Below are 18276 nucleotides of genomic sequence, written 5' to 3' on the forward strand. Positions count from 1 at the left end.
ACGCCTACGTTGGAAAAGAGAGTCGAAAGGCCAATACGCTGCATTCGGTCGACCGCCGGGTTTCAAATTGCATGACGGCGAAAAAACCTACGCGATGGTCTCACCACTTGGCGGTGATTCGAGAAGACCATTAACCGGCTGGTATTGGGTCGCTGGCTGGGATAGCGATGTTCCTTACAAAAACACATGCGATCATCCGGTAGAGACGCCGGAATGCGCAAAAGAACAAGCCGAAGCGTATGTGCGTCAGCATCTTCATAGCGGTAAACAATGACCGCTTAATCCATCAATAAAGAATATAAGGTATAGCGCATCATGTCAAAAAACTTCATAAAACCAGCCCAAAAAAAACAAGATAGCGAAAATATTACCGCGTATGTCACAAAATACGCGCTCACAATCGGCATTTTGGAAGTTGAGGGCGTCGTTTGTCACGGTACGAGCTCTACGATGTTTGAGTGGAAGACTGATGGACACGCCAATACTGCCCACGGCAAGGATTGGCATCGAACGCGCGAACAGGCGCTTGCTCGCGCCGAAGAAATGCGCCAGAAGAAGATTGCTTCATTGAAGAAAAAAATCGAGCAACTGGAAAAACTGAAGTTTTAGATGCAATCGTTAGATATGACTGGAGGTTGGCGATGAGAACGCTTAACGAGAAAGTGGCCGGTTTAATGGAATTCTTCGGCGCGGATAGTGCCGAGGCACAGTCGGCCATCGAGAGTGTTTTGCGGGAGCAGGATCGAGATACCCGACATGCGTGTGCGGAGGCCGTGATCCAGCACGGCGATGCGCCTGCTTTGGAAATGATTGACCGTTGTTATGCGGCCTGCATAAATGCTCGGGCGATATAAATCGACTGCTCAAATAAATTCTCAATTATCTACTATGGAAATCAACCATGGAATTTAGCGTCAATCGAGAAGTTATTTTTCCCGTGCTCAACAAGACCAATAGTCTTGTCAAACATCGCCAGACGCTGCCGGTCCTGGGCAATTTGCTCGTCGTTGCGCGCGAGGGGCGCGTCACCATCACCGGCACCGACCTGGAAGCCGAGATCAAGACCAGCTTCGAGGCCGAGATCAAGCAGGAAGGCGAGGTGACGATCCCGGCGCGCAAGCTGCTCGACATCTGCCGTAACCTGAGCGATGGCGTGGCAATCCGGTTCAAGGTCAAAGACGAGCGCTGCACCGTCACCGCGGGGCGCGGACGGTTTGCGCTGGGCCTGCTGCCAGCGGCCGACTTTCCGACTATGGATCTGGAGGAGGGCGGTTTCGACTTCCAGATCCAGGAGGGCCAACTCAAGCAGCTACTCGAAAAGATCGCTTTTGCCATGGCGCAACAGGATGTCAGGTACTACCTGAACGGCGCTCTGTTTGAACTGGATCCGGCGGCGGGGCTGGTATCAGTGGCGACTGACGGGCATCGGCTGGCCAAGTTCGTCACACCGCTGGATGCGTTAGTCAGCGAAAAGCGGCAAGCGATCATCCCACACAAGGCGGTCATCGAACTCAAACGGCTGCTGGGCACCAGCGACGATCTGGTCGCAATCCGTTTGGGCGAACGCAGCCTGCGCGTGGCGGTCGGCACCATGACGCTGACCTCAAAGCTCATCGATGGCCGCTATCCCGAGTATGAGCGGGTCATCCCTGCCTACAACGGTAGCGCCGTCCTGGCTACGGTCGAAACCAACGAGTTGAAGCGAGCGCTCTCACAAACAGCGATTCTCTCAAAAGGGGAGAAGTATCCTGGCGTTCGTCTGGATTTCGCGCCGGGTGTGCTCAAACTGATGACGCGCACGTCGGAACAAGAGGAAGCCGAAAACGAAATCGACATCGAATATACCGGGGATGCGGTCTCCATTGGCTTCAGCATCGCCTATCTGATTGAGGCGCTTGGAGCCATCGAAGAAAGCAGGGCGGAGATCCGCTTTCAGGACGGCAACGGTAGTGCGGTCTTGCGAGGTCTCGGGGCCGAGCGCGAGACGTTTGTGGTGATGCCGATGCGGTTGTAGTCGCTGAAAAAAAAACGTGTCAGGAGGGGGTATGAGCACGGCGATCAAACCTGGCGACACCTATCGCCATGTTTTGAAACTGAAGGGAAGCACATTAGCCTGCGCTCGCTTCGGTGAACCGGAGTTCGTCGCGGCAACATTTTCGGACGATCTGAGCGAGGACGTTCGGCATCAAATACAAGCCGACATCCTCGCTGGACAAGATTTGCTGGCGATTTTTCACGGTTACAAGCGTGCCGGATTGACGGACGATCTAAAAGGCGCTGCACAGGTCAACTACCCCCGCCTGAAGGCGGGGGCTTGTGAGGCGACTCGCAAGCCGGGTTGACCAGGGACAGCGGTATCCAAGCCGCTCCGTTTGCAACAGGTCGTTGAGACCCACTCCGGGATGCTTCCTCAGTCCCGGACCCTGGAAGGTCGGGATCATGCTGGCGAAAGGCAAAGCGCCGAAGGTTCCGATCGCCGCCGCGAGGCGGGAGCCGGTTGCAGACATTCCCGAGGGGAGCGGGCTGTAAAGCCCCGTCACCAGGCCCGTAAGGGCAGGACTGGAAATGGCTGTATTCGTACTCGACAAACAGAAAAGACCGCTGATGCCGTGCACAGAGAAACGCGCGCGGCTGTTATTGGAGCGCGGACGCGCGGTGGTGGTGCGTCTGGCCCCCTTCACCATTCGGCTGAAAGATCGGATCGGCGGGGCGCTGCAACCGCTGCGTCTGAAGCTCGATCCGGGGAGCAAGACCACGGGTCTGGCCCTCGTGCGCGAATCTGAAATCGTCGATGCGGAAACAGGGGCCGTTGAGCGTCTGGAGCATGGACTGTGGTTTGGGGAACTGGAGCATCGGGGCCAGCAGATCCGGGAGGCCCTGACACTTCGGCGACATTACCGCCGGACGCGCCGGTCTCGAAAGACCCGCTACCGGGCGCCGCGCTTCCTGAATCGCACCCGCCGTGATGGCTGGTTGCCGCCGTCGTTACAGCATCGGCTCGACACCACCGTCAACTGGGTGCAGCGGCTGCGCCGGCTCGCCCCGATCACCGGCCTCAGTCAGGAACTGGTGCGGTTCGATACTCAGGCGCTCCAGAACCCAGAGATCTCCGGTGTGGAGTATCAACAGGGCGAACTGGCCGGTTATGAGGTGCGCGAATATCTGCTGGAGAAGTGGCACCGGAGTTGCGCCTATTGTGGGGCGACGCACGTACCGCTGGAGATTGAGCATATCGTGCCGCGCTCCAGCGGCGGTTCGGATCGGGTCTCAAACCTGACGCTCGCGTGCCAGCCCTGCAATCAACGCAAGGGGAGTCGATCCATCGAGGACTTTCTGCAACGCCAACCGGCGCGCCTGCACCAGATCCAGGCGCAGGCTCAAGCGCCGCTCAAAGACGCCGCCGCCGTCAATGCCACGCGCTGGGCGCTGTTGAACGCGCTCAAAGCTACGGGCCTACCGGTCGAGACCGGCTCGGGCGGGCGCACCAAGTTCAATCGCACGCGCCTGAACCTCCCCAAAACCCACGCCCTCGATGCTGCCTGTGTCGGCGCCGTCGATCACGTGCGCGACTGGAACCGCCCGATCCTGAGCATCCGTGCCACCGGACGCGGCGCTTACAGTCGCACGCGCACGTTCAAAAACGGTTTTCCGCGCGGCTATCTCATGCGCCACAAGCGCGTCCATGGCTTCCAGACCGGCGATTGGGTGCACGCCGAGGTGCCCAAGGGCAAGAAAGCGGGCGTGCATGTCGGGCGCGTGGCGGTGCGCCAAACGGGATCGTTCAACATCCAAGCCCAAGCCGGAACCGTTCAGGGGATTTCCTATCGCCATTGCCGCGTCCTTCAACGGGCCGATGGCTATGGCTACTCATTTCAACCTAAACCAGACACGGAGGAGGCGAGACGGGCGGCCTAACCGCGCTCCGCGCGGTGCGCTATCCCTCCCCGCCCTAAAGGACGGGGTTTCTCGCGCAAGACTGATGAATAGGACGATTTTTGTGGGCGATTTGCATGGAAAATATGAGGTCGCCGAACATATTCTAAAAAACTGTCCGGATGATAAAATCATTTTCGTGGGCGATTACCTGGACAGCTTTGATCGCTCGATTAAAGATCAGGTTAAGACGCTTTTGCTGGTTCTGGACGCCGCCCAAGCTTTCCCTGATCGGGTCATCGGATTGCTGGGAAATCACGAATACAGTTATCTGAATCCGCAGCGCTATAGGTGCTCGGGTTTTAGGAAAGCGATCTGGTATCAGGTCAAGGCGCTGCTGCCGGACATGCGCCGCTATTTGCTTGATGTCTACACAGATCCCGCCTCGGGGGTTGTTGTAACGCACGCAGGCATTACGCAAGTCTGGATCGATAGCATTGAAGCACGCCTGGAAGAAATCCTTGACGAAGAGTCGTTCGGGGCAAGCCAGCCAGACTGGAACATGGTCGGTCAGATCCGTGGCGGAAACGATCGATGTGGCGGGCCGGTCTGGTGCGACTATTGGTCCGAGTTCGAGCCAATTGCAGGCATCAAACAGGTGTTTGGGCACACAGCTTACAGGCCTGTCGGAAAAAAGCGGGGTGTTTTCACAGCTGATGGCGAAAATTTCAACGTCGATTGCCTAGATACTTCAAGCGAAGTGCTTGTTTGGAGTTCGGCAACAGGTTTTTGTTCTGTCGATTATCGAGAATTTTAAGCCGTCAACTACCCCCGCCTGAAGGCGGGGGCTTGTGAGGTGACTCGCAAGCCGGGTTGACCAGGGACAGCGGTGAACATCCGCTCCGTTTGCAACAGGTCGCTAAGACTCACCGGCAGATGCTTCCTCAGTCTGCCGCTCTGAAAGGTCGGGATCATGCTGACGAAAGGTAAAGCGTCGAAGGTTTCGATCGCCGCCGCGAGGCGGGAGCCGGTTGCAGACATTCCCGAGGGGAGCGAGCCGTGAGGCTCCGTCACCAGGCCCGTAAGGGCACAGTTGGGAATAGACCGATGGCTGTATTCGTACTCGACAAACAGAAACGTCCGTTGATGCCATGCACGGAGAAACGCGCGCGGCGGTTACTGGAACGCGGACGCGCGGTGGTGGTGCGTCTGGCCCCGTTCACCATTCGGCTGAAAGACCGCATTGGCGGCGAGACCCAACCGCTGCGCCTGAAGCTCGATCCGGGCAGTCGTGTCACGGGGCTGGCCTTGGTGCGCGAATCTGAGATCGTCGATCTGGACACAGGGGCCGTTGAGCGCCGTGAGCATGGACTGTGGTTTGGGGAACTGGCGCATCGGGGCCAGCAGATCAGCGACGCCTTGACACTTCGGCGTCACTACCGCCGGGCACGCCGGTCTCGGAAGACCCGCTACCGGGCGCCGCGTTTTTTGAATCGCACCCGCCGTGAGGGCTGGTTGCCGCCGTCGTTACAGCATCGGCTCGACACGACGCTCAACTGGGTCGAGCGGCTGCGCCGGATCGCCCCGATCACCGCGCTCAGTCAGGAATTGGTGCGGTTCGACACCCAGGCGCTCCAGAACCCGGAGATCAGCCGGGTCGAATACCAACAGGGCGAACTCGCCGGTTATGAGGTGCGGGAATACCTGCTGGAGAAGTGGCACCGGACCTGTGCCTATTGTGGCGCGACGAACGTGCCGCTGGAGATCGAGCACATCGTTCCACGCGCGCGGGGTGGCTCCGATCGCGTCTCGAATCTGACGCTCGCCTGCCGGCCCTGCAATCAGCGCAAGGGGAGCCGATCCATCGAGGACTTTTTGAAGCGCCAACCGGCGCGGCTGCACCAGATCCAGGCGCAGGCCAAAGCCCCGCTCAAGGACGCCGCCGCCGTCAATGCCACGCGCTGGGCACTGTTCGACGCCCTGAAGGCCACCGGGCTACCCGTCGAGACCGGCTCGGGCGGACGCACCAAGTTCAATCGCACGCGCCTGGACATCCCAAAGACCCATGCGCTCGATGCCGCCTGTGTGGGCCAGGTCGATACCCTGTCCGGTTGGCAATGCCCGGCCCTGGCGATTAAGGCCACCGGACGAGGCTCCTACAGTCGCTCACGCCTGGATCGCTTCGGCTTCCCGCGCGGCTATCTCATGCGCGAAAAGCGCGTCTATGGCTTCCAGACCGGCGATTGGGTGCGCGCCGAGGTGCCCACGGGCAAGAAGGCCGGCGTGCATGTCGGGCGCGTGGCCGTGCGCCAAACGGGATCGTTCAACATCCAGGCCCAGGGCGGAACCGTCCAGGGGATTTCGTACCGCCATTGCCGCGTTCTGCAACGGGCCGACGGCTATGGCTACGCCTTTCAACCTAAACCAGACACGGAGGCAGCGAGACGGGCGGCCTGACCGCGCTCCGCGCGGTGCGCTATCCCTCCCCGTCCTGAAGGACGGGGTTTCTCGCGCAAGACTGATGATGGCCAGGGAGCCTGTCAAATCCTTACCAGACGCATCAAAGGCCGAAAAAGACACATGGCTCGGGGGCGAGCGGTTAGTTCTGGACTATGCTTCGCACTCGATCAAATTCGTCCCGGCTGAGGAATCGGATCGCGGCCTCCGTTTGCCGGCCTGGACTGTGCTGTCAAACGCTGACCGACTCGCTCAGTCGGTAAACAAGGAGATTTCGCTGGAGTCCTCCATGCAGTTTATTTATTCACGATGGAACGGCGAATGGACGAAGCGTTTTAAGAGTTCCGATGTCGATGATTTTATCAAGCTGTGGGAGCATAGTTGCAATCGATTTCGTGAAGCCAGAACAACGGAAACGATTATTGATAATGCTACTGTGAGTGAAGCTCGCCATGCCTTTTTGCGGATTTGTCGTGTTGGTGTTCCAATCTCACAGCAAGATTTTGACAAGGCGATTAGTTGGATGCACAATATTTAATAAAAACACCGATGACCGAGTTATTTCCCATTATTTTTGCGCCACATCAAATAAATTTTAATGTCTGCACAAGAGGTGATTTTTGAATAAATCTGAAAAAAAGCGATCAGGACATGGCGGGCAACGTCAAGGGGCAGGGCGCCCATCCGAAGGTGCTCCAAAACGAATTGTGCCGGTCAGTCTGGACGATGAGCTGATCGAAATTGCCAGGCACCTGGGGCGTGGAATTATCGCCGAGGGCGTTCGCCGGGCGCTTCGTGAGCATCCTGAAGCTCCCTCTAAAATCAATAAACCGTCAACTACCCCCGCCTGAAGGCGGGGGCTTGTGAGGCGACTCGCAAGCCGGGTTGACCAGGGAAAGCGGTATCCAATCCGCTCCGTTTGCAACAGGTCGCTAAGACCCACTCCGGGATGCTTCCTCAGTCCCGGACTCTGGAAGATCGGGATCATGCAGGCGAAAGGTAAAGCGCCGAAGGTTCCGATCGCCGCCGCGAGGCGGGAGCCGGTTGCAGACATTCCCGAGGGGAGCGAGCCGTAAGGCTCCGTCACTAGGCCCGTAAGGGCACGTTTTGGAACAGACCGATGGCGGTATTCGTACTCGACAGACAGAAGACGCCACTGATGCCGTGCACGGAGAAACGCGCGAGGTTGTTACTGGAGCGCGGACGCGCGGTGGTCGTGCGTCTGGCGCCGTTCACCATTCGGCTGAAGGATCGAGTGGGCGGAGCGCTTCAACCACTACGCCTGAAGCTCGATCCGGGCAGCCGCGTCACGGGGCTGGCCATCGTTCGCGAATCCGAGATCGTCGATCCGGACACGGGCGCGGTCGAGCGCCTGGAGCATGGTCTGTGGTTTGGGGAACTGGCGCATCGTGGTCAGGCGATCCGGGAGGCGCTGGAGCAACGGCGACATTACCGCCGGGCGCGCCGCGCTCGCAAGACCCACTACCGGGCAGCGCGCTTCCTGAATCGCACCCGTCGTGCGGGCTGGTTGCCGCCGTCGTTACAGCATCGGCTCGACACGACGCTCAACTGGGTCGAGCGGCTGCGCCGGATCGCCCCGATCACCATGCTCAGTCAGGAATTGGTGCGGTTCGACACCCAGGCGCTCCAGAACCCGGAGATCAGCCGGGTCGAATACCAACAGGGCGAACTGGCCGGTTATGAGGTGCGGGAATACCTGCTGGAGAAGTGGCACCGGACCTGTGCCTACTGTGGCGCGACGAACGTGCCGCTGGAGATCGAGCATATCCACCCCAAGAGCCGGGGCGGTTCGGATCGGGTCTCGAATCTGACGCTCGCCTGCCGCCCCTGCAATCAGCGCAAGGGGAACCGACCCATCGAGGACTTTCTGCAACGCCAACCGGCGCTCCTGCACCAAATCCAGGCGCAGGCCAAAGCGCCGCTGAAGGACGCTGCCGCTGTCAATGCGACGCGCTGGGCGCTGTTTGCAGCCCTGACCGCGACAGGGCTTCCCGTCGAGACCGGCTCGGGCGGACGGACCAAGTTTAATCGCACGCGCCTGGACCTCCCCAAAACCCATGCCCTTGATGCCGCCTGCGTCGGGGCCGTCGATCAGATCCGGGGCTGGAACCGCCCGGTCCTGGCCATCCGCGCCACCGGACGCGGCGCTTACAGCCGCACGCGCACGTTCAAAAACGGCTTCCCGCGCGGCTATCTCATGCGCGAAAAGCGCGTCCATGGCTTCCAGACCGGCGATTGGGTGCGCGCCGAGGTGCCCACGGGCAAGAAAGCCGGCGTGCATGTCGGGCGCGTGGCCGTGCGCCAAACGGGATCGTTCAACATCCAGGCCCAGGGCGGAACCGTTCAGGGGATTTCTTACCGCCATTGCCGCGTCCTGCAACGGGCCGACGGCTATGGCTACGCCTTTCAACCTAAACCAGACACGGAGGAAGCGAGACGGGCGGCCTGACGGCGCTACGCGCCGCGCGCTATCCCTCCCCGTCCTTTAGGGCGGGGTTTCTCGCGCAAGACTGATGAAGCAGGAAGAAAATAACAGATAGTTGAGATTATCTGAGACTTTTCGGAGCGGAAACAGCCGCCTGCATCGGTGTGCGATCTGTATTGAGAAGCGAAATTTTCTGTTGACTCCATCTTGAATATATATATAATCTTTATATCGCCCAAATACTACACCAGGGCAGACCAGGATACAAATCAACAAAGGCCTAGCGTTGAGTGGTCTCTGTTAATTGTGGGGTTTTGAGATGAAACAGCGAACTCTAAAAGAGTGGAATGCAAAAGGTAGGTGTGTAAAGAAGGGGAGTAAAGCCGTCGGGTTTGATAATTCCGGGGTTGCGCTATTCACGAAAGCCCAGACAGAAAAGAGGGTTATGAGGTCATACGAGGGTGGCACAAACTACAACCAAGGCTCTTATTATTTTGGCGGGGATGATCCAGATCAGATGGATTATGACCTTGGATTGTGTGGGCAGGTATAGTGTAAACTGGTGCGAGACGCACAAAGGTAAGCTAAAAGAAATTTTGGCTATCAGTGAAGGTCACAAAGAATAGGAGAGAATAATGCAACAAGATTTTTCTGCTGAAAACTCAATCATCCGAACGGACGGAAAAAGATCAGTCAAAGTATCCTCTGATCGTTACGGAGGTGTGGATTTATCTTTCTGCTGTAATGGGTTCCAGTCAGTTACCGTGACGGTGGATGAAGACATGCTGCCATGGATTGCAGGCTCCATTGCGGAGTTTCGTCAAAACGAGTCGGATCTGTTGAAAGCGCTGCGCGATGCAGAACGAAACCTGCGTTGTGCCTGGGAGATGCTGTCCGCGATAGCGGATAATGATCCGAGCGCCGATCGTGCCAAAGCGGCAGAACGCGCTCGCATCGGATGGATAGAGGTCACTGAGGCGATCAACAAGGCAACAGGGGAAAGTTAAACGCACTAAATTGCCGGGTCATCCCTTCTAGATTGATGTCACTTTCAACGCGAGGGCTAGACAAAGTGGAAAACTTCATTGACGATTTGATTGACCTGAACAACAACAATAACTACGGCGGCGCACGCGCTCATGAGCGTTTTTCTGTGGCGCACGTTCGAGCGAAAATCGAAGGGTTGGGCGGGACGGTCGTTCTCGATTGCGTCGATTTTGGTGGAGATCGCGTAATCCTGTTTTCCAAGGAACGGCATTATCCGGATGCTCTCGACGAGAATAGCTATTGCGTGGCTCAGATCACGGCAGACGGATCCCTCACGGGCATCGAGCGTGGCACGTTCGACGAGTGCTTTGCTTGCTTTGTCGAGTGGAACCGGGCAGAGGTAGCACAACCGGAGGTTTATTATGAGTAAGCGTTTTACATGGGGCCGTGTGCTTGATCGATTTGAGTATAATTTCGATGGGCGCACAATGGAAGTGATAAAGTATCATCCATGGAAGCAAGACGAATGTACCTTGCTTACTGGGGATCCCGATGAATCGGTGATAAATTATCATTGCGAGGAATTGCACGAATCGACTGAATCGCTGGAATATCTCGTGCTGTTGTGGATTGCACGTAAAAGCATTGGTCCGAATCAACATGCGCTTGTTCGTGGCATTGCAAAAGCGCTCGATCTCTATAAGGAATAACAATGGCCGGATTTTTTGTTGAGGCGAAAGATCCTAAGACGGATATCTGGACGAAAATTTGCGAACCTCAAAAGACAAAAGATCGGGCTAAACGCTTTGCCAAAAAGCATCTTGATCAATGGTCTTCCTGGGATCAGAAAGCGGCTGACACAGCAAAATTCCGTCTTTGCATTGACGACCCCAGGCACACCATAGAACAAGTGGCGTTTCCCCCGCACAAAAAACGCATGCGTTGGGTCGATGCTACTTGGGATATGTGCTGATTCCGACGGCTGCACGGTCGTAGCCGCTATCCCTCCCCGCCCTGAAGGACGGGGCTTCTCGCGGAGGAACTGATGAGCTTAAGAGACGACATTATTCGTTTGGCGCAGGAGTTGGAACAGGAACAGTCGGCCGCATTCCAGTTATGGTCCTGGCTACCATCCTGCAAAGCCGCCGAACGCGCCCATGGCGATTATGCCAGCGAACACCAACCAAGCTTGGCTGACATCATGCGTGAGGCGTCTATGTTCATTTCCCATGGACTGAAACCAACTCCTCAACAAATTGAGGAAGCGGGTAACTACTACAAGTGTCCGTGTGGGGAGTGTGGCGAGTCTTAGGGGCTTTGAAAAAAACTGGTCTAATAGCGGAGGCATAAATGGAAATCGACGTTAATGTGTCGATTATCGGGTCCGGGGAGGGGGTGGTCTTGGAGGTTCGGGACGCCCTGTCCAGATGTCGGATCGTGCGGATCGAGATGAGCCACGAGAAGTTCTGCCAGATGGTTATGCGCAACATGGCCGGGGAGCCTTGTGTGGCTGCGGTGGGCGACCTGAGCAAGGTCGGCAAGCGTAAGATCAACGACACCCTGACGTTCGAGTTGCCGGGCACGGCGAGTATCAGTAGCCGAAAGGCTGTTGCCATGCAGTGTGCCAAGGAGGGCTAGAACAAGCAGTCGCGTCATGAGCCGCCATTTCGCTCAAATCAGCGCTAATCGGGTGTTCATGTTGAGTTCGAACCGACCATAGGGGTTGACGTGCTCCCAGATCAGGGGCGTCAGTGCTGCATAGTCGCGCGGAGTCAGTCGGCCCTGCCATTGCGGTTGAGCAAGCACGCGCTGGATCATCAGCGTGTTGATATAGACCATGCAGTTCTGGATCAGGTGCAGGGCTAACATGCTGATCTCATGGTCCTCACGACGGTTGCTGGCCATCTCGCCACGACGGGCGAAGAAGACGAAGTCCGTGGCCCCGTTCCACTGCTCGACCACGTTGAGGCCCTCGTGGATCTCCCGGCGCAGATCCGGCGAGTGCAGATAGCGGCAGAGGAAAATCGTCTTGATCGCCTTGCCGAGCTCGGCCAGCGCCTTGTAAGTCGGGTGTTGGACATTGTTTCTGGTGAAGCGGCGCAGAATCGACTCCGTGTCGGCGGTTCCCAAGCGCAGCGCCGTCGTGTACTTGATCATCTGGTCGTACTGCTGGCGGATCAGCGCCCAGTCGATCGGTCGGGTCAGAATCGGTTGCAGTTGGGCATAGGCGTCCGGCTGACCGGTCTTTGGCCGGTAGAGCTTCTGCGCATGGATCGCCTTCAGTCGTGGCAGTAGCTCAAAGCCCAGCAGGCGGCAGAAAGCAAACGCTATCGTACTCTGACCATGCGAATCGACGTACTGGCGATCGATGTCCATCTCGGTGCAATGGTGGATCACGCCTTCGATCATCGACGCCACCTCCGAGGAGGACGGTGACTTGAGCTGGCTGTGGATACAGAGCGAATGGCGCTCGACATGCCAGTAGATCATCACGCCCCGTCCGCCGTAGCGAACATGCCATTGCGTCATCAGGTTCTGGTCCCAAGCGCCGAAATGCTTGGAATCGGAGGCACAGGCGGTCGTGCCGCTCCCCCAGATGGCGGGATCACGGGCGTGCAGGGTACCGTCAGCCACGATGGCGATGGCTCGACGCAGCGCCTCGACACTGAGGTAGCGCCGGCGCACATAGGCCAAGTCACGCGACGTTGCTCCGGAATCCAACCCGGCCATGCGCTGCAAACCGGCATTGGTGCCCAGACCGTGCAGACACAGCAGCAGACGTGGCCGTAACACCGCGCGTTCCATCGTCTCGTAGGAGGTCGGACTGCGCAGCACCTCGGTGAAGTTCAGCCGTAGATCGGCTTCCTTCACCATGTCGAGCAGGCTGGTCATCGGCCAGGTCGCATTGAGCTCGGCTTTGAGGGCGGTCAGGTTGGGCGGCTCGGGCTGCGCCTCCAACGGTGTCAGCGTAATCCAGCCACCGCCCTTGTCGCTCAACCGCACGCCGCGATTCCTCTTCAGTCCGGCCTCGAACGTCGTCAGCGCCTCATCCATCTCGGCCTGGCTGTCAGCGATGAAGCGCTCTACCTCCAGTGGCAGCTTCAGGGCCTGATAGTAGCCCATCCGATTGGTTTCGAAGTCGGTCGGCAGATCGTCATCGGGATTGCCGTAGCGGTTCGCGCCGACGACCCAGAGCTCTTTGCAGCGCAAGCGCTCGCGCAGGGCCTCCAGCACAGCAATCTCGTAGGTGAGGCGGTTGACGCGCTCCTGGCCGGCGGCATCCGTTTCGATCACGGCGTCGCGCCATAGGCCGCGCACCACGCCGTCAAGCGGAACCGTTTCAGTGGCCGGGAAGGTATGCACTTTGGTGGTGGCGAAGCGCTTGACCAGATCGAGCGCCTCCATCACCGGTTGGTGACGCGCGTTGTTGGAACGAAACTCCAGTGCGGCCAGCAACGTGGGCACCATGCGCCGATAATGCCCTCGGTAGGAATTGCGGATGACCGCGCGCAGCGTGACGCGATACGTTGGACCCGTGGCTTTCCACTCCTTGACCAGATCCTGCAAGGTCTGCTCGCCGACGACGGGGAAGACGACGTCGCGCACCACGCCATCTGGCTGGGCCAACGCGGCATCGGCCAGCTCGAACAGCAGGTTTTGCTTGCCGGAGACCCGTTTGAGGTCTTCCAGCAGTTCCCGATCGACCTTGCGCTCGGCGCGTGCACCGATCTTGTGGATGGTCTCGATCAAGATGTCCACGAGGTCGTCCGTCAGGCGGCGGGCGCGTTGGTGGACAAAGGCCGCCAGCCAGGTGAGCCGCGCCGGCTCGGGGTGCCGACGCAGGTCGCGGGGCACTTCGACCGAGACACGCTGCCGGGAGCGCTCCAGGTCTCGCGACGATACCCCGTCGAACAGGCCAGTGGGTAGATCGATGCGGCGAAGACACTCCAGCTTCGCCAGCGCCTCCTGGAGGCTGGCCAGACTCGGGCGGCCAGGATCCTCACGCAGTCTCACCAACAGCGCCGGCGCGTGGTCCGTCGCCGCCGCTCCATCACCCGTGACATCGGCAGCCGTGTCGGTCTTGTCGGGGTGCAGTAAGGCCTCCAAGCGCTCGCGCGTGGCCGGTGAGAGCCGCTCATAGACGCGGGTGTGGAAGCGCTCTTCGTGAGCACGCCAGGCACTGCGCGCGATCCGCTCCATCCGCTCCGGTGTTGGCGGCTCAATAGCGAGCTCGCGGCAGCGCACTTCAAGCTGCTCAAGCATCGGTTCGAGTTCACCGCCCACCTCGGCAGCAACATGATCCCGTAGCCAGATCAGCAACAGCTCGGCATCGGCCACCGTGGCCTCGCGGACGCCGAAGCGTGCGCGGATCTCGGCACGCAACCGCTCGGCCGTGCGTCCGGTGAGCAAGATGTCGTCCGCCATCGGTGTCGGGAGATCCAGTTGACGGCTGAGGGCAGCGATTGTGGACGCTGCAATCTCGCTGGGATCGCGTGGGAACCGGCTCCGCTCGCGGAAAAACGTCAGCAGGACGGCAAAACCCAACCGACTTGCCCGGTGCTTGGTCATCACCAGTGCCAGTTCGGCGGGTGTCAACAGACATGGCTCGTCGAGCCGCTCGGAATCTGTCACGTCGGCACGTCTGGCGGCAAGGACGGTGAAGGCCAGCCCGTCCGTGCCAGCGTCTCAATCAAGGTTGTGCGCTTGACGCCAAAGTTGCGGCACACCGCCGCTTTCGACATGCCGCCGTCCAAGGCCGCGATAATCGCCTCCAGCTTCTCACCGGTGATCGCCGGTGGACGACCGCCGATGCGACCCCGTCGCCGAGCGGCCGCCAAACCGGCCACGACACGCTCCTGAGCCAACGCACGCTCATACTGCGCAAGGGCGCCGAACACATGAAACAGCAGCTCACCGGAGGCGGTGGTGGTGTCCATCCCCTCCGTCAACGAGCGAAACGCGACGTGTTTCTCTTTGAGGGCGTTGACGATGGCCAGCAGGTGGGAGAGCGAGCGGCCGAGTCGATCCAGTTTCCAGACGACCAAGACGTCGCCGGCGCGCACAAACGCGAGCGCCTGAGCCAGGCCCAGACGGTCGTCCTTCGCGCCGGAGGCGTGATCCTCGAACAGATGCCGGGCATCGACGCCGGCGGCCAGCAGGGCATCGCGTTGCAGGTCCGTGCTCTGTCGGTCGCCGTCCGATGACACGCGCATATAGCCAACCAACATGAACGGATAACCTGCAAGAAGTGGTTTCCGTATGCTCCCACAAAACGACAGTGGTTTCCGCACATTTTTGCAGGCATCGCCGAGGCGATTCCAGTGTCGTTTTCAGAAGACGGCTGCACTGAACGTCAGAAGCCGACTGCACTATAGCAGCGGAGGGGTTGGATCCATCAGGCAACGACGGGCTGCTGCCGGCCATCAGCGGACGCAGGGAGGACTTTCCGCAACCGGCCGTTCGATGCGGCACCGATGGCCTTCGCGCAGGGGTAGTGAATCCGCCAGGATTGACTTGCGCTGCCCTACCTCTCACTAGTGAGGGGCGGCAGCGCATCAAGCGGTGAGCGCACTCCGGCACCGCCAACTTTCAGCACATGCGTGTAAATCATCGTCGTAGAGACGTCGGAATGGCCGAGCAGATCCTGCACGGTTCGAATGTCGTAACCGCTGCGGAGCAAGGCCGTCGCGAACGAGTGGCGGAGGGTGTGCGGTGTGGCGGGCTTCGTGATGCCTGCTTGTTCTACGGCACGTTTGAAGGCGCGCTGAAAGGTCTGGTCATACATGTGATGGCGACGCACGACACCGCTCCGTGGATCGGTCGAATGCGTGTGCTGCGCAAAAACCCAGAACCACGGCCAGGAATGCCCGGCGCGCGGATACTTCCGCTCAAGGGCGTCGGGAAGCGCAACGCCGCTGCGGCCCTCGGCCTGGTCCTTCAGCCACCATGCCCGTGCACGCGACAGCTGCTCGCGCAGGCTGGGTGCCAAGCTCTCGGGTAACATCAAGGCCCGATCCTTGGAGCCCTTGCCCTCCCGCACGATGATCGTGCCGTGATCGAAATCCAGATCCTTGACCCGCAGTTGCAAACCCTCACTGATCCGCATGCCCGTTCCATACAGAAGCTGGGCGAACAAACGATGCTCGCCTTCCAGAAAACCGAGGATGCGAACCACTTCATCCGGGGTCAGCACCACCGGCAAGCGCCGCGACGGCCGAGGTCTTCCGATCTCCTGAAGCCAGGGCAGATCCGTGCACAGCACCTTGCCGTAGAAGAACAGCAAGGCCGCCAATGCCTGACGATGCGTGGAGACCGAAACCTTGCGCTCGTTCGCCAGCCAGGACAGAAATGCCTCGACTTCGCTGCTGCCCAAGGTTGCCGGGTGACGCACACCGTGGAAACGGATGAAGGCACGAACCCAGTGGACATAAGCCTGTTCGGTTCGTAAACTGTAATGCAAGTAGCGTATGCGCTCACGCAACTGGTCCAGAACCTTGACCGAACGCAGCGGTGGTAACGGCGCAGTGGCGGTTTTCATGGCTTGTTATGACTGTTTTTTTGTACAGTCTATGCCTCGGGCATCCAAGCAGCAAGCGCGTTACGCCGTGGGTCGATGTTTGATGTTATGGAGCAGCAACGATGTTACGCAGCAGGGCAGTCGCCCTAAAACAAAGTTAAACATCATGAGGGAAGCGGTGATCGCCGAAGTATCGACTCAACTATCAGAGGTAGTTGGCGTCATCGAGCGCCATCTCGAACCGACGTTGCTGGCCGTACATTTGTACGGCTCCGCAGTGGATGGCGGCCTGAAGCCACACAGTGATATTGATTTGCTGGTTACGGTGACCGTAAGGCTTGATGAAACAACGCGGCGAGCTTTGATCAACGACCTTTTGGAAACGTCGGCTTCCCCTGGAGAGAGCGAGATTCTCCGCGCTGTAGAAGTCACCATTGTTGTGCACGACGACATCATTCCGTGGCGTTATCCAGCTAAGCGCGAACTGCAGTTTGGAGAATGGCAGCGCAATGACATTCTTGCAGGTATCTTCGAGCCAGCCACGATTGACATTGATCTGGCTATCTTGCTGACAAAAGCAAGAGAACATAGCGTTGCCTTGGTAGGTCCAGCGGCGGAGGAACTCTTTGATCCGGTTCCTGAACAGGATCTATTTGAGGCGCTAAATGAAACCTTAACGCTATGGAACTCGCCGCCCGACTGGGCTGGCGATGAGCGAAATGTAGTGCTTACGTTGTCCCGCATTTGGTACAGCGCAGTAACCGGCAGAATCGCGCCGAAGGATGTCGCTGCCGACTGGGCAATGGAGCGCCTGCCGGCCCAGTATCAGCCCGTCATACTTGAAGCTAGACAGGCTTATCTTGGACAAGAAGAAGATCGCTTGGCCTCGCGCGCAGATCAGTTGGAAGAATTTGTTCACTACGTGAAAGGCGAGATCACCAAGGTAGTCGGCAAATAATGTCTAACAATTCGTTCAAGCCGACGCCGCTTCGCGGCGCGGCTTACCTTGGCCGTTGGGCATTAAGGAAAAGTTAATGGCAATCCGAATCTTCGCGATACTTTTCTCCATTTTTTCTCTTGCCACTTTCGCGCATGCGCAAGAAGGCACGCTAGAACGTTCTGACTGGAGGAAGTTTTTCAGCGAATTTCAAGCCAAAGGCACGATAGTTGTGGCAGACGAACGCCAAGCGGATCGTGCCATGTTGGTTTTTGATCCTGTGCGATCGAAGAAACGCTACTCGCCTGCATCGACATTCAAGATACCTCATACACTTTTTGCACTTGATGCAGGCGCTGTTCGTGATGAGTTCCAGATTTTTCGATGGGACGGCGTTAACAGGGGCTTTGCAGGCCACAATCAAGACCAAGATTTGCGATCAGCAATGCGGAATTCTACTGTTTGGGTGTATGAGCTATTTGCAAAGGAAATTGGTGATGACAAAGCTCGGCGCTATTTGAAGAAAATCGACTATGGCAACGCCGATCCTTCGACAAGTAATGGCGATTACTGGATAGAAGGCAGCCTTGCAATCTCGGCGCAGGAGCAAATTGCATTTCTCAGGAAGCTCTATCGTAACGAGCTGCCCTTTCGGGTAGAACATCAGCGCTTGGTCAAGGATCTCATGATTGTGGAAGCCGGTCGCAACTGGATACTGCGTGCAAAGACGGGCTGGGAAGGCCGTATGGGTTGGTGGGTAGGATGGGTTGAGTGGCCGACTGGCTCCGTATTCTTCGCACTGAATATTGATACGCCAAACAGAATGGATGATCTTTTCAAGAGGGAGGCAATCGTGCGGGCAATCCTTCGCTCTATTGAAGCGTTACCGCCCAACCCGGCAGTCAACTCGGACGCTGCGCGATAAAACCGCGCAGCGCCGGTTACTTCAACGTTAGATGCACTAAGCACATAATTGCTCACAGCCAAACTATCAGGTCAAGTCTGCTTTTATTATTTTTAAGCGTGCATAATAAGCCCTACACAAATTGGGAGATATAT

The 18276-nt window shown here is 58.2% G+C and carries 22 protein-coding genes; 19 read left to right on the forward strand and 3 right to left on the reverse strand.

Annotated features, from left to right (window positions below; all coding sequences use genetic code 11):
• The 17 genes from HW932_RS18350 to HW932_RS18430 all read left to right on the forward strand — a co-directional run.
• Positions 1 to 274 (forward strand): hypothetical protein (locus tag HW932_RS18350; RefSeq protein ID WP_176977931.1); only part of this gene is annotated, 274 nt, incomplete at its 5' end.
• A 41-nt stretch (positions 275 to 315) separates the two neighbouring features.
• Positions 316 to 609, forward strand: a complete 294-nt coding sequence (locus tag HW932_RS18355; protein WP_222932446.1) for a hypothetical protein — start codon at positions 316 to 318, stop codon at positions 607 to 609.
• 32 nt (positions 610 to 641) lie between these two features.
• Positions 642 to 854 (forward strand): hypothetical protein, encoded by a 213-nt coding sequence (locus tag HW932_RS18360; protein WP_176977932.1) that lies wholly within the window; start codon positions 642 to 644, stop codon positions 852 to 854.
• 47 nt (positions 855 to 901) lie between these two features.
• The gene (dnaN, locus tag HW932_RS18365) at positions 902 to 2014 is read left to right on the forward strand and encodes a DNA polymerase III subunit beta (protein ID WP_176977933.1); all 1113 of its coding nucleotides are present in this window, start codon (positions 902 to 904) and stop codon (positions 2012 to 2014) included.
• Between the two features lie 31 nt (positions 2015 to 2045).
• Positions 2046 to 2342 carry a hypothetical protein gene (locus tag HW932_RS18370; protein WP_176977934.1) on the forward strand — a complete coding sequence of 99 codons (297 nt, stop codon included), beginning with the start codon at positions 2046 to 2048 and terminating at the stop codon, positions 2340 to 2342.
• 223 nt (positions 2343 to 2565) lie between these two features.
• Entirely contained in the window at positions 2566 to 3915 is a 1350-nt protein-coding gene (gene iscB, locus HW932_RS18375; RefSeq protein WP_176977935.1) for an RNA-guided endonuclease IscB, read from the forward strand.
• Between the two features lie 64 nt (positions 3916 to 3979).
• Positions 3980 to 4690: a metallophosphoesterase gene (locus HW932_RS18380; RefSeq protein ID WP_176977936.1), complete on the forward strand. Its 711-nt coding sequence runs from the start codon at positions 3980 to 3982 to the stop codon at positions 4688 to 4690.
• Between the two features lie 290 nt (positions 4691 to 4980).
• Positions 4981 to 6330, forward strand: coding sequence for an RNA-guided endonuclease IscB (gene iscB / locus HW932_RS18385; protein WP_176977937.1), 1350 nt, complete (start codon positions 4981 to 4983; stop codon positions 6328 to 6330).
• A gap of 64 nt (positions 6331 to 6394) precedes the next feature.
• Positions 6395 to 6868, forward strand: coding sequence for a hypothetical protein (locus HW932_RS18390; RefSeq protein WP_176977938.1), 474 nt, complete (start codon positions 6395 to 6397; stop codon positions 6866 to 6868).
• Between the two features lie 82 nt (positions 6869 to 6950).
• Positions 6951 to 7181 (forward strand): hypothetical protein, encoded by a 231-nt coding sequence (locus HW932_RS18395; RefSeq protein WP_176977939.1) that lies wholly within the window; start codon positions 6951 to 6953, stop codon positions 7179 to 7181.
• 269 nt (positions 7182 to 7450) lie between these two features.
• Positions 7451 to 8800, forward strand: coding sequence for an RNA-guided endonuclease IscB (iscB, locus tag HW932_RS18400; protein ID WP_176977940.1), 1350 nt, complete (start codon positions 7451 to 7453; stop codon positions 8798 to 8800).
• 611 nt (positions 8801 to 9411) lie between these two features.
• Complete coding sequence (locus HW932_RS18405) at positions 9412 to 9783, forward strand: hypothetical protein (protein WP_176977941.1); 372 nt, start codon at positions 9412 to 9414, stop codon at positions 9781 to 9783.
• Positions 9784 to 9848: 65 nt separating this feature from the next.
• Entirely contained in the window at positions 9849 to 10193 is a 345-nt protein-coding gene (locus tag HW932_RS18410) for a hypothetical protein (RefSeq protein WP_176977942.1), read from the forward strand.
• A complete protein-coding gene (locus HW932_RS18415; protein ID WP_176977943.1) occupies positions 10186 to 10473 on the forward strand; it encodes a hypothetical protein in 288 nt (95 codons plus the stop codon). The genes HW932_RS18410 and HW932_RS18415 overlap by 8 nt, the downstream gene beginning before the upstream one ends.
• A 2-nt stretch (positions 10474 to 10475) precedes the next feature.
• On the forward strand, positions 10476 to 10736 hold the full coding sequence (locus tag HW932_RS18420) for a hypothetical protein (RefSeq protein WP_176977944.1): 261 nt from the start codon (positions 10476 to 10478) through the stop codon (positions 10734 to 10736).
• A 72-nt stretch (positions 10737 to 10808) separates the two neighbouring features.
• The gene (locus HW932_RS18425) at positions 10809 to 11075 is read left to right on the forward strand and encodes a hypothetical protein (protein WP_176977945.1); all 267 of its coding nucleotides are present in this window, start codon (positions 10809 to 10811) and stop codon (positions 11073 to 11075) included.
• 38 nt (positions 11076 to 11113) lie between these two features.
• Positions 11114 to 11401, forward strand: a complete 288-nt coding sequence (locus HW932_RS18430; RefSeq protein WP_176977946.1) for a hypothetical protein — start codon at positions 11114 to 11116, stop codon at positions 11399 to 11401.
• A gap of 33 nt (positions 11402 to 11434) precedes the next feature.
• Here HW932_RS18430 and HW932_RS18435 read toward each other — a convergent pair whose 3' ends face one another.
• The 3 genes from HW932_RS18435 to intI1 form a co-directional block, all read right to left on the reverse strand.
• Positions 11435 to 14395 carry a Tn3 family transposase gene (locus tag HW932_RS18435; RefSeq protein WP_176977947.1) on the reverse strand — a complete coding sequence of 987 codons (2961 nt, stop codon included), beginning with the start codon at positions 14393 to 14395 and terminating at the stop codon, positions 11435 to 11437.
• A complete protein-coding gene (locus HW932_RS18440) occupies positions 14392 to 14991 on the reverse strand; it encodes a recombinase family protein (protein WP_176977948.1) in 600 nt (199 codons plus the stop codon). The genes HW932_RS18435 and HW932_RS18440 overlap by 4 nt, the downstream gene beginning before the upstream one ends.
• Before the next feature lie 296 nt (positions 14992 to 15287).
• Entirely contained in the window at positions 15288 to 16301 is a 1014-nt protein-coding gene (intI1, locus tag HW932_RS18445; protein ID WP_000845048.1) for a class 1 integron integrase IntI1, read from the reverse strand.
• Positions 16302 to 16446: 145 nt separating this feature from the next.
• Here intI1 and aadA1 point away from each other — a divergent pair, with 145 nt between their 5' ends.
• The gene (gene aadA1 / locus HW932_RS18450; RefSeq protein ID WP_001206317.1) at positions 16447 to 17238 is read left to right on the forward strand and encodes an ANT(3'')-Ia family aminoglycoside nucleotidyltransferase AadA1; all 792 of its coding nucleotides are present in this window, start codon (positions 16447 to 16449) and stop codon (positions 17236 to 17238) included.
• Positions 17239 to 17314: 76 nt separating this feature from the next.
• Positions 17315 to 18142, forward strand: coding sequence for an oxacillin-hydrolyzing class D beta-lactamase OXA-2 (locus HW932_RS18455; protein ID WP_001007673.1), 828 nt, complete (start codon positions 17315 to 17317; stop codon positions 18140 to 18142).
• Positions 18143 to 18276 lie beyond the last annotated feature (134 nt).

This window comes from Allochromatium humboldtianum, from assembly GCF_013385175.1.
Lineage (GTDB): Bacteria > Pseudomonadota > Gammaproteobacteria > Chromatiales > Chromatiaceae > Thermochromatium > Thermochromatium humboldtianum.

Bases quoted from the DNA above. Each gene is read 5' to 3' on its own strand.
- HW932_RS18355 (WP_222932446.1), top strand. From the start codon at position 316: ATGTCAAAAAACTTCATAAAACCAGCCCAAAAAAAACAAGATAGCGAA.
- HW932_RS18360 (WP_176977932.1), top strand. From the start codon at position 642: ATGAGAACGCTTAACGAGAAAGTGGCCGGTTTAATGGAATTCTTCGGC.
- dnaN (WP_176977933.1), top strand. From the start codon at position 902: ATGGAATTTAGCGTCAATCGAGAAGTTATTTTTCCCGTGCTCAACAAG.
- HW932_RS18370 (WP_176977934.1), top strand. From the start codon at position 2,046: ATGAGCACGGCGATCAAACCTGGCGACACCTATCGCCATGTTTTGAAA.
- iscB (WP_176977935.1), top strand. From the start codon at position 2,566: ATGGCTGTATTCGTACTCGACAAACAGAAAAGACCGCTGATGCCGTGC.
- HW932_RS18380 (WP_176977936.1), top strand. From the start codon at position 3,980: ATGAATAGGACGATTTTTGTGGGCGATTTGCATGGAAAATATGAGGTC.
- iscB (WP_176977937.1), top strand. From the start codon at position 4,981: ATGGCTGTATTCGTACTCGACAAACAGAAACGTCCGTTGATGCCATGC.
- HW932_RS18390 (WP_176977938.1), top strand. From the start codon at position 6,395: ATGATGGCCAGGGAGCCTGTCAAATCCTTACCAGACGCATCAAAGGCC.
- iscB (WP_176977940.1), top strand. From the start codon at position 7,451: ATGGCGGTATTCGTACTCGACAGACAGAAGACGCCACTGATGCCGTGC.
- HW932_RS18405 (WP_176977941.1), top strand. From the start codon at position 9,412: ATGCAACAAGATTTTTCTGCTGAAAACTCAATCATCCGAACGGACGGA.
- HW932_RS18415 (WP_176977943.1), top strand. From the start codon at position 10,186: ATGAGTAAGCGTTTTACATGGGGCCGTGTGCTTGATCGATTTGAGTAT.
- HW932_RS18420 (WP_176977944.1), top strand. From the start codon at position 10,476: ATGGCCGGATTTTTTGTTGAGGCGAAAGATCCTAAGACGGATATCTGG.
- HW932_RS18425 (WP_176977945.1), top strand. From the start codon at position 10,809: ATGAGCTTAAGAGACGACATTATTCGTTTGGCGCAGGAGTTGGAACAG.
- HW932_RS18430 (WP_176977946.1), top strand. From the start codon at position 11,114: ATGGAAATCGACGTTAATGTGTCGATTATCGGGTCCGGGGAGGGGGTG.
- HW932_RS18440 (WP_176977948.1), bottom strand. From the start codon at position 14,991: ATGTTGGTTGGCTATATGCGCGTGTCATCGGACGGCGACCGACAGAGC.
- intI1 (WP_000845048.1), bottom strand. From the start codon at position 16,301: ATGAAAACCGCCACTGCGCCGTTACCACCGCTGCGTTCGGTCAAGGTT.
- aadA1 (WP_001206317.1), top strand. From the start codon at position 16,447: ATGAGGGAAGCGGTGATCGCCGAAGTATCGACTCAACTATCAGAGGTA.
- HW932_RS18455 (WP_001007673.1), top strand. From the start codon at position 17,315: ATGGCAATCCGAATCTTCGCGATACTTTTCTCCATTTTTTCTCTTGCC.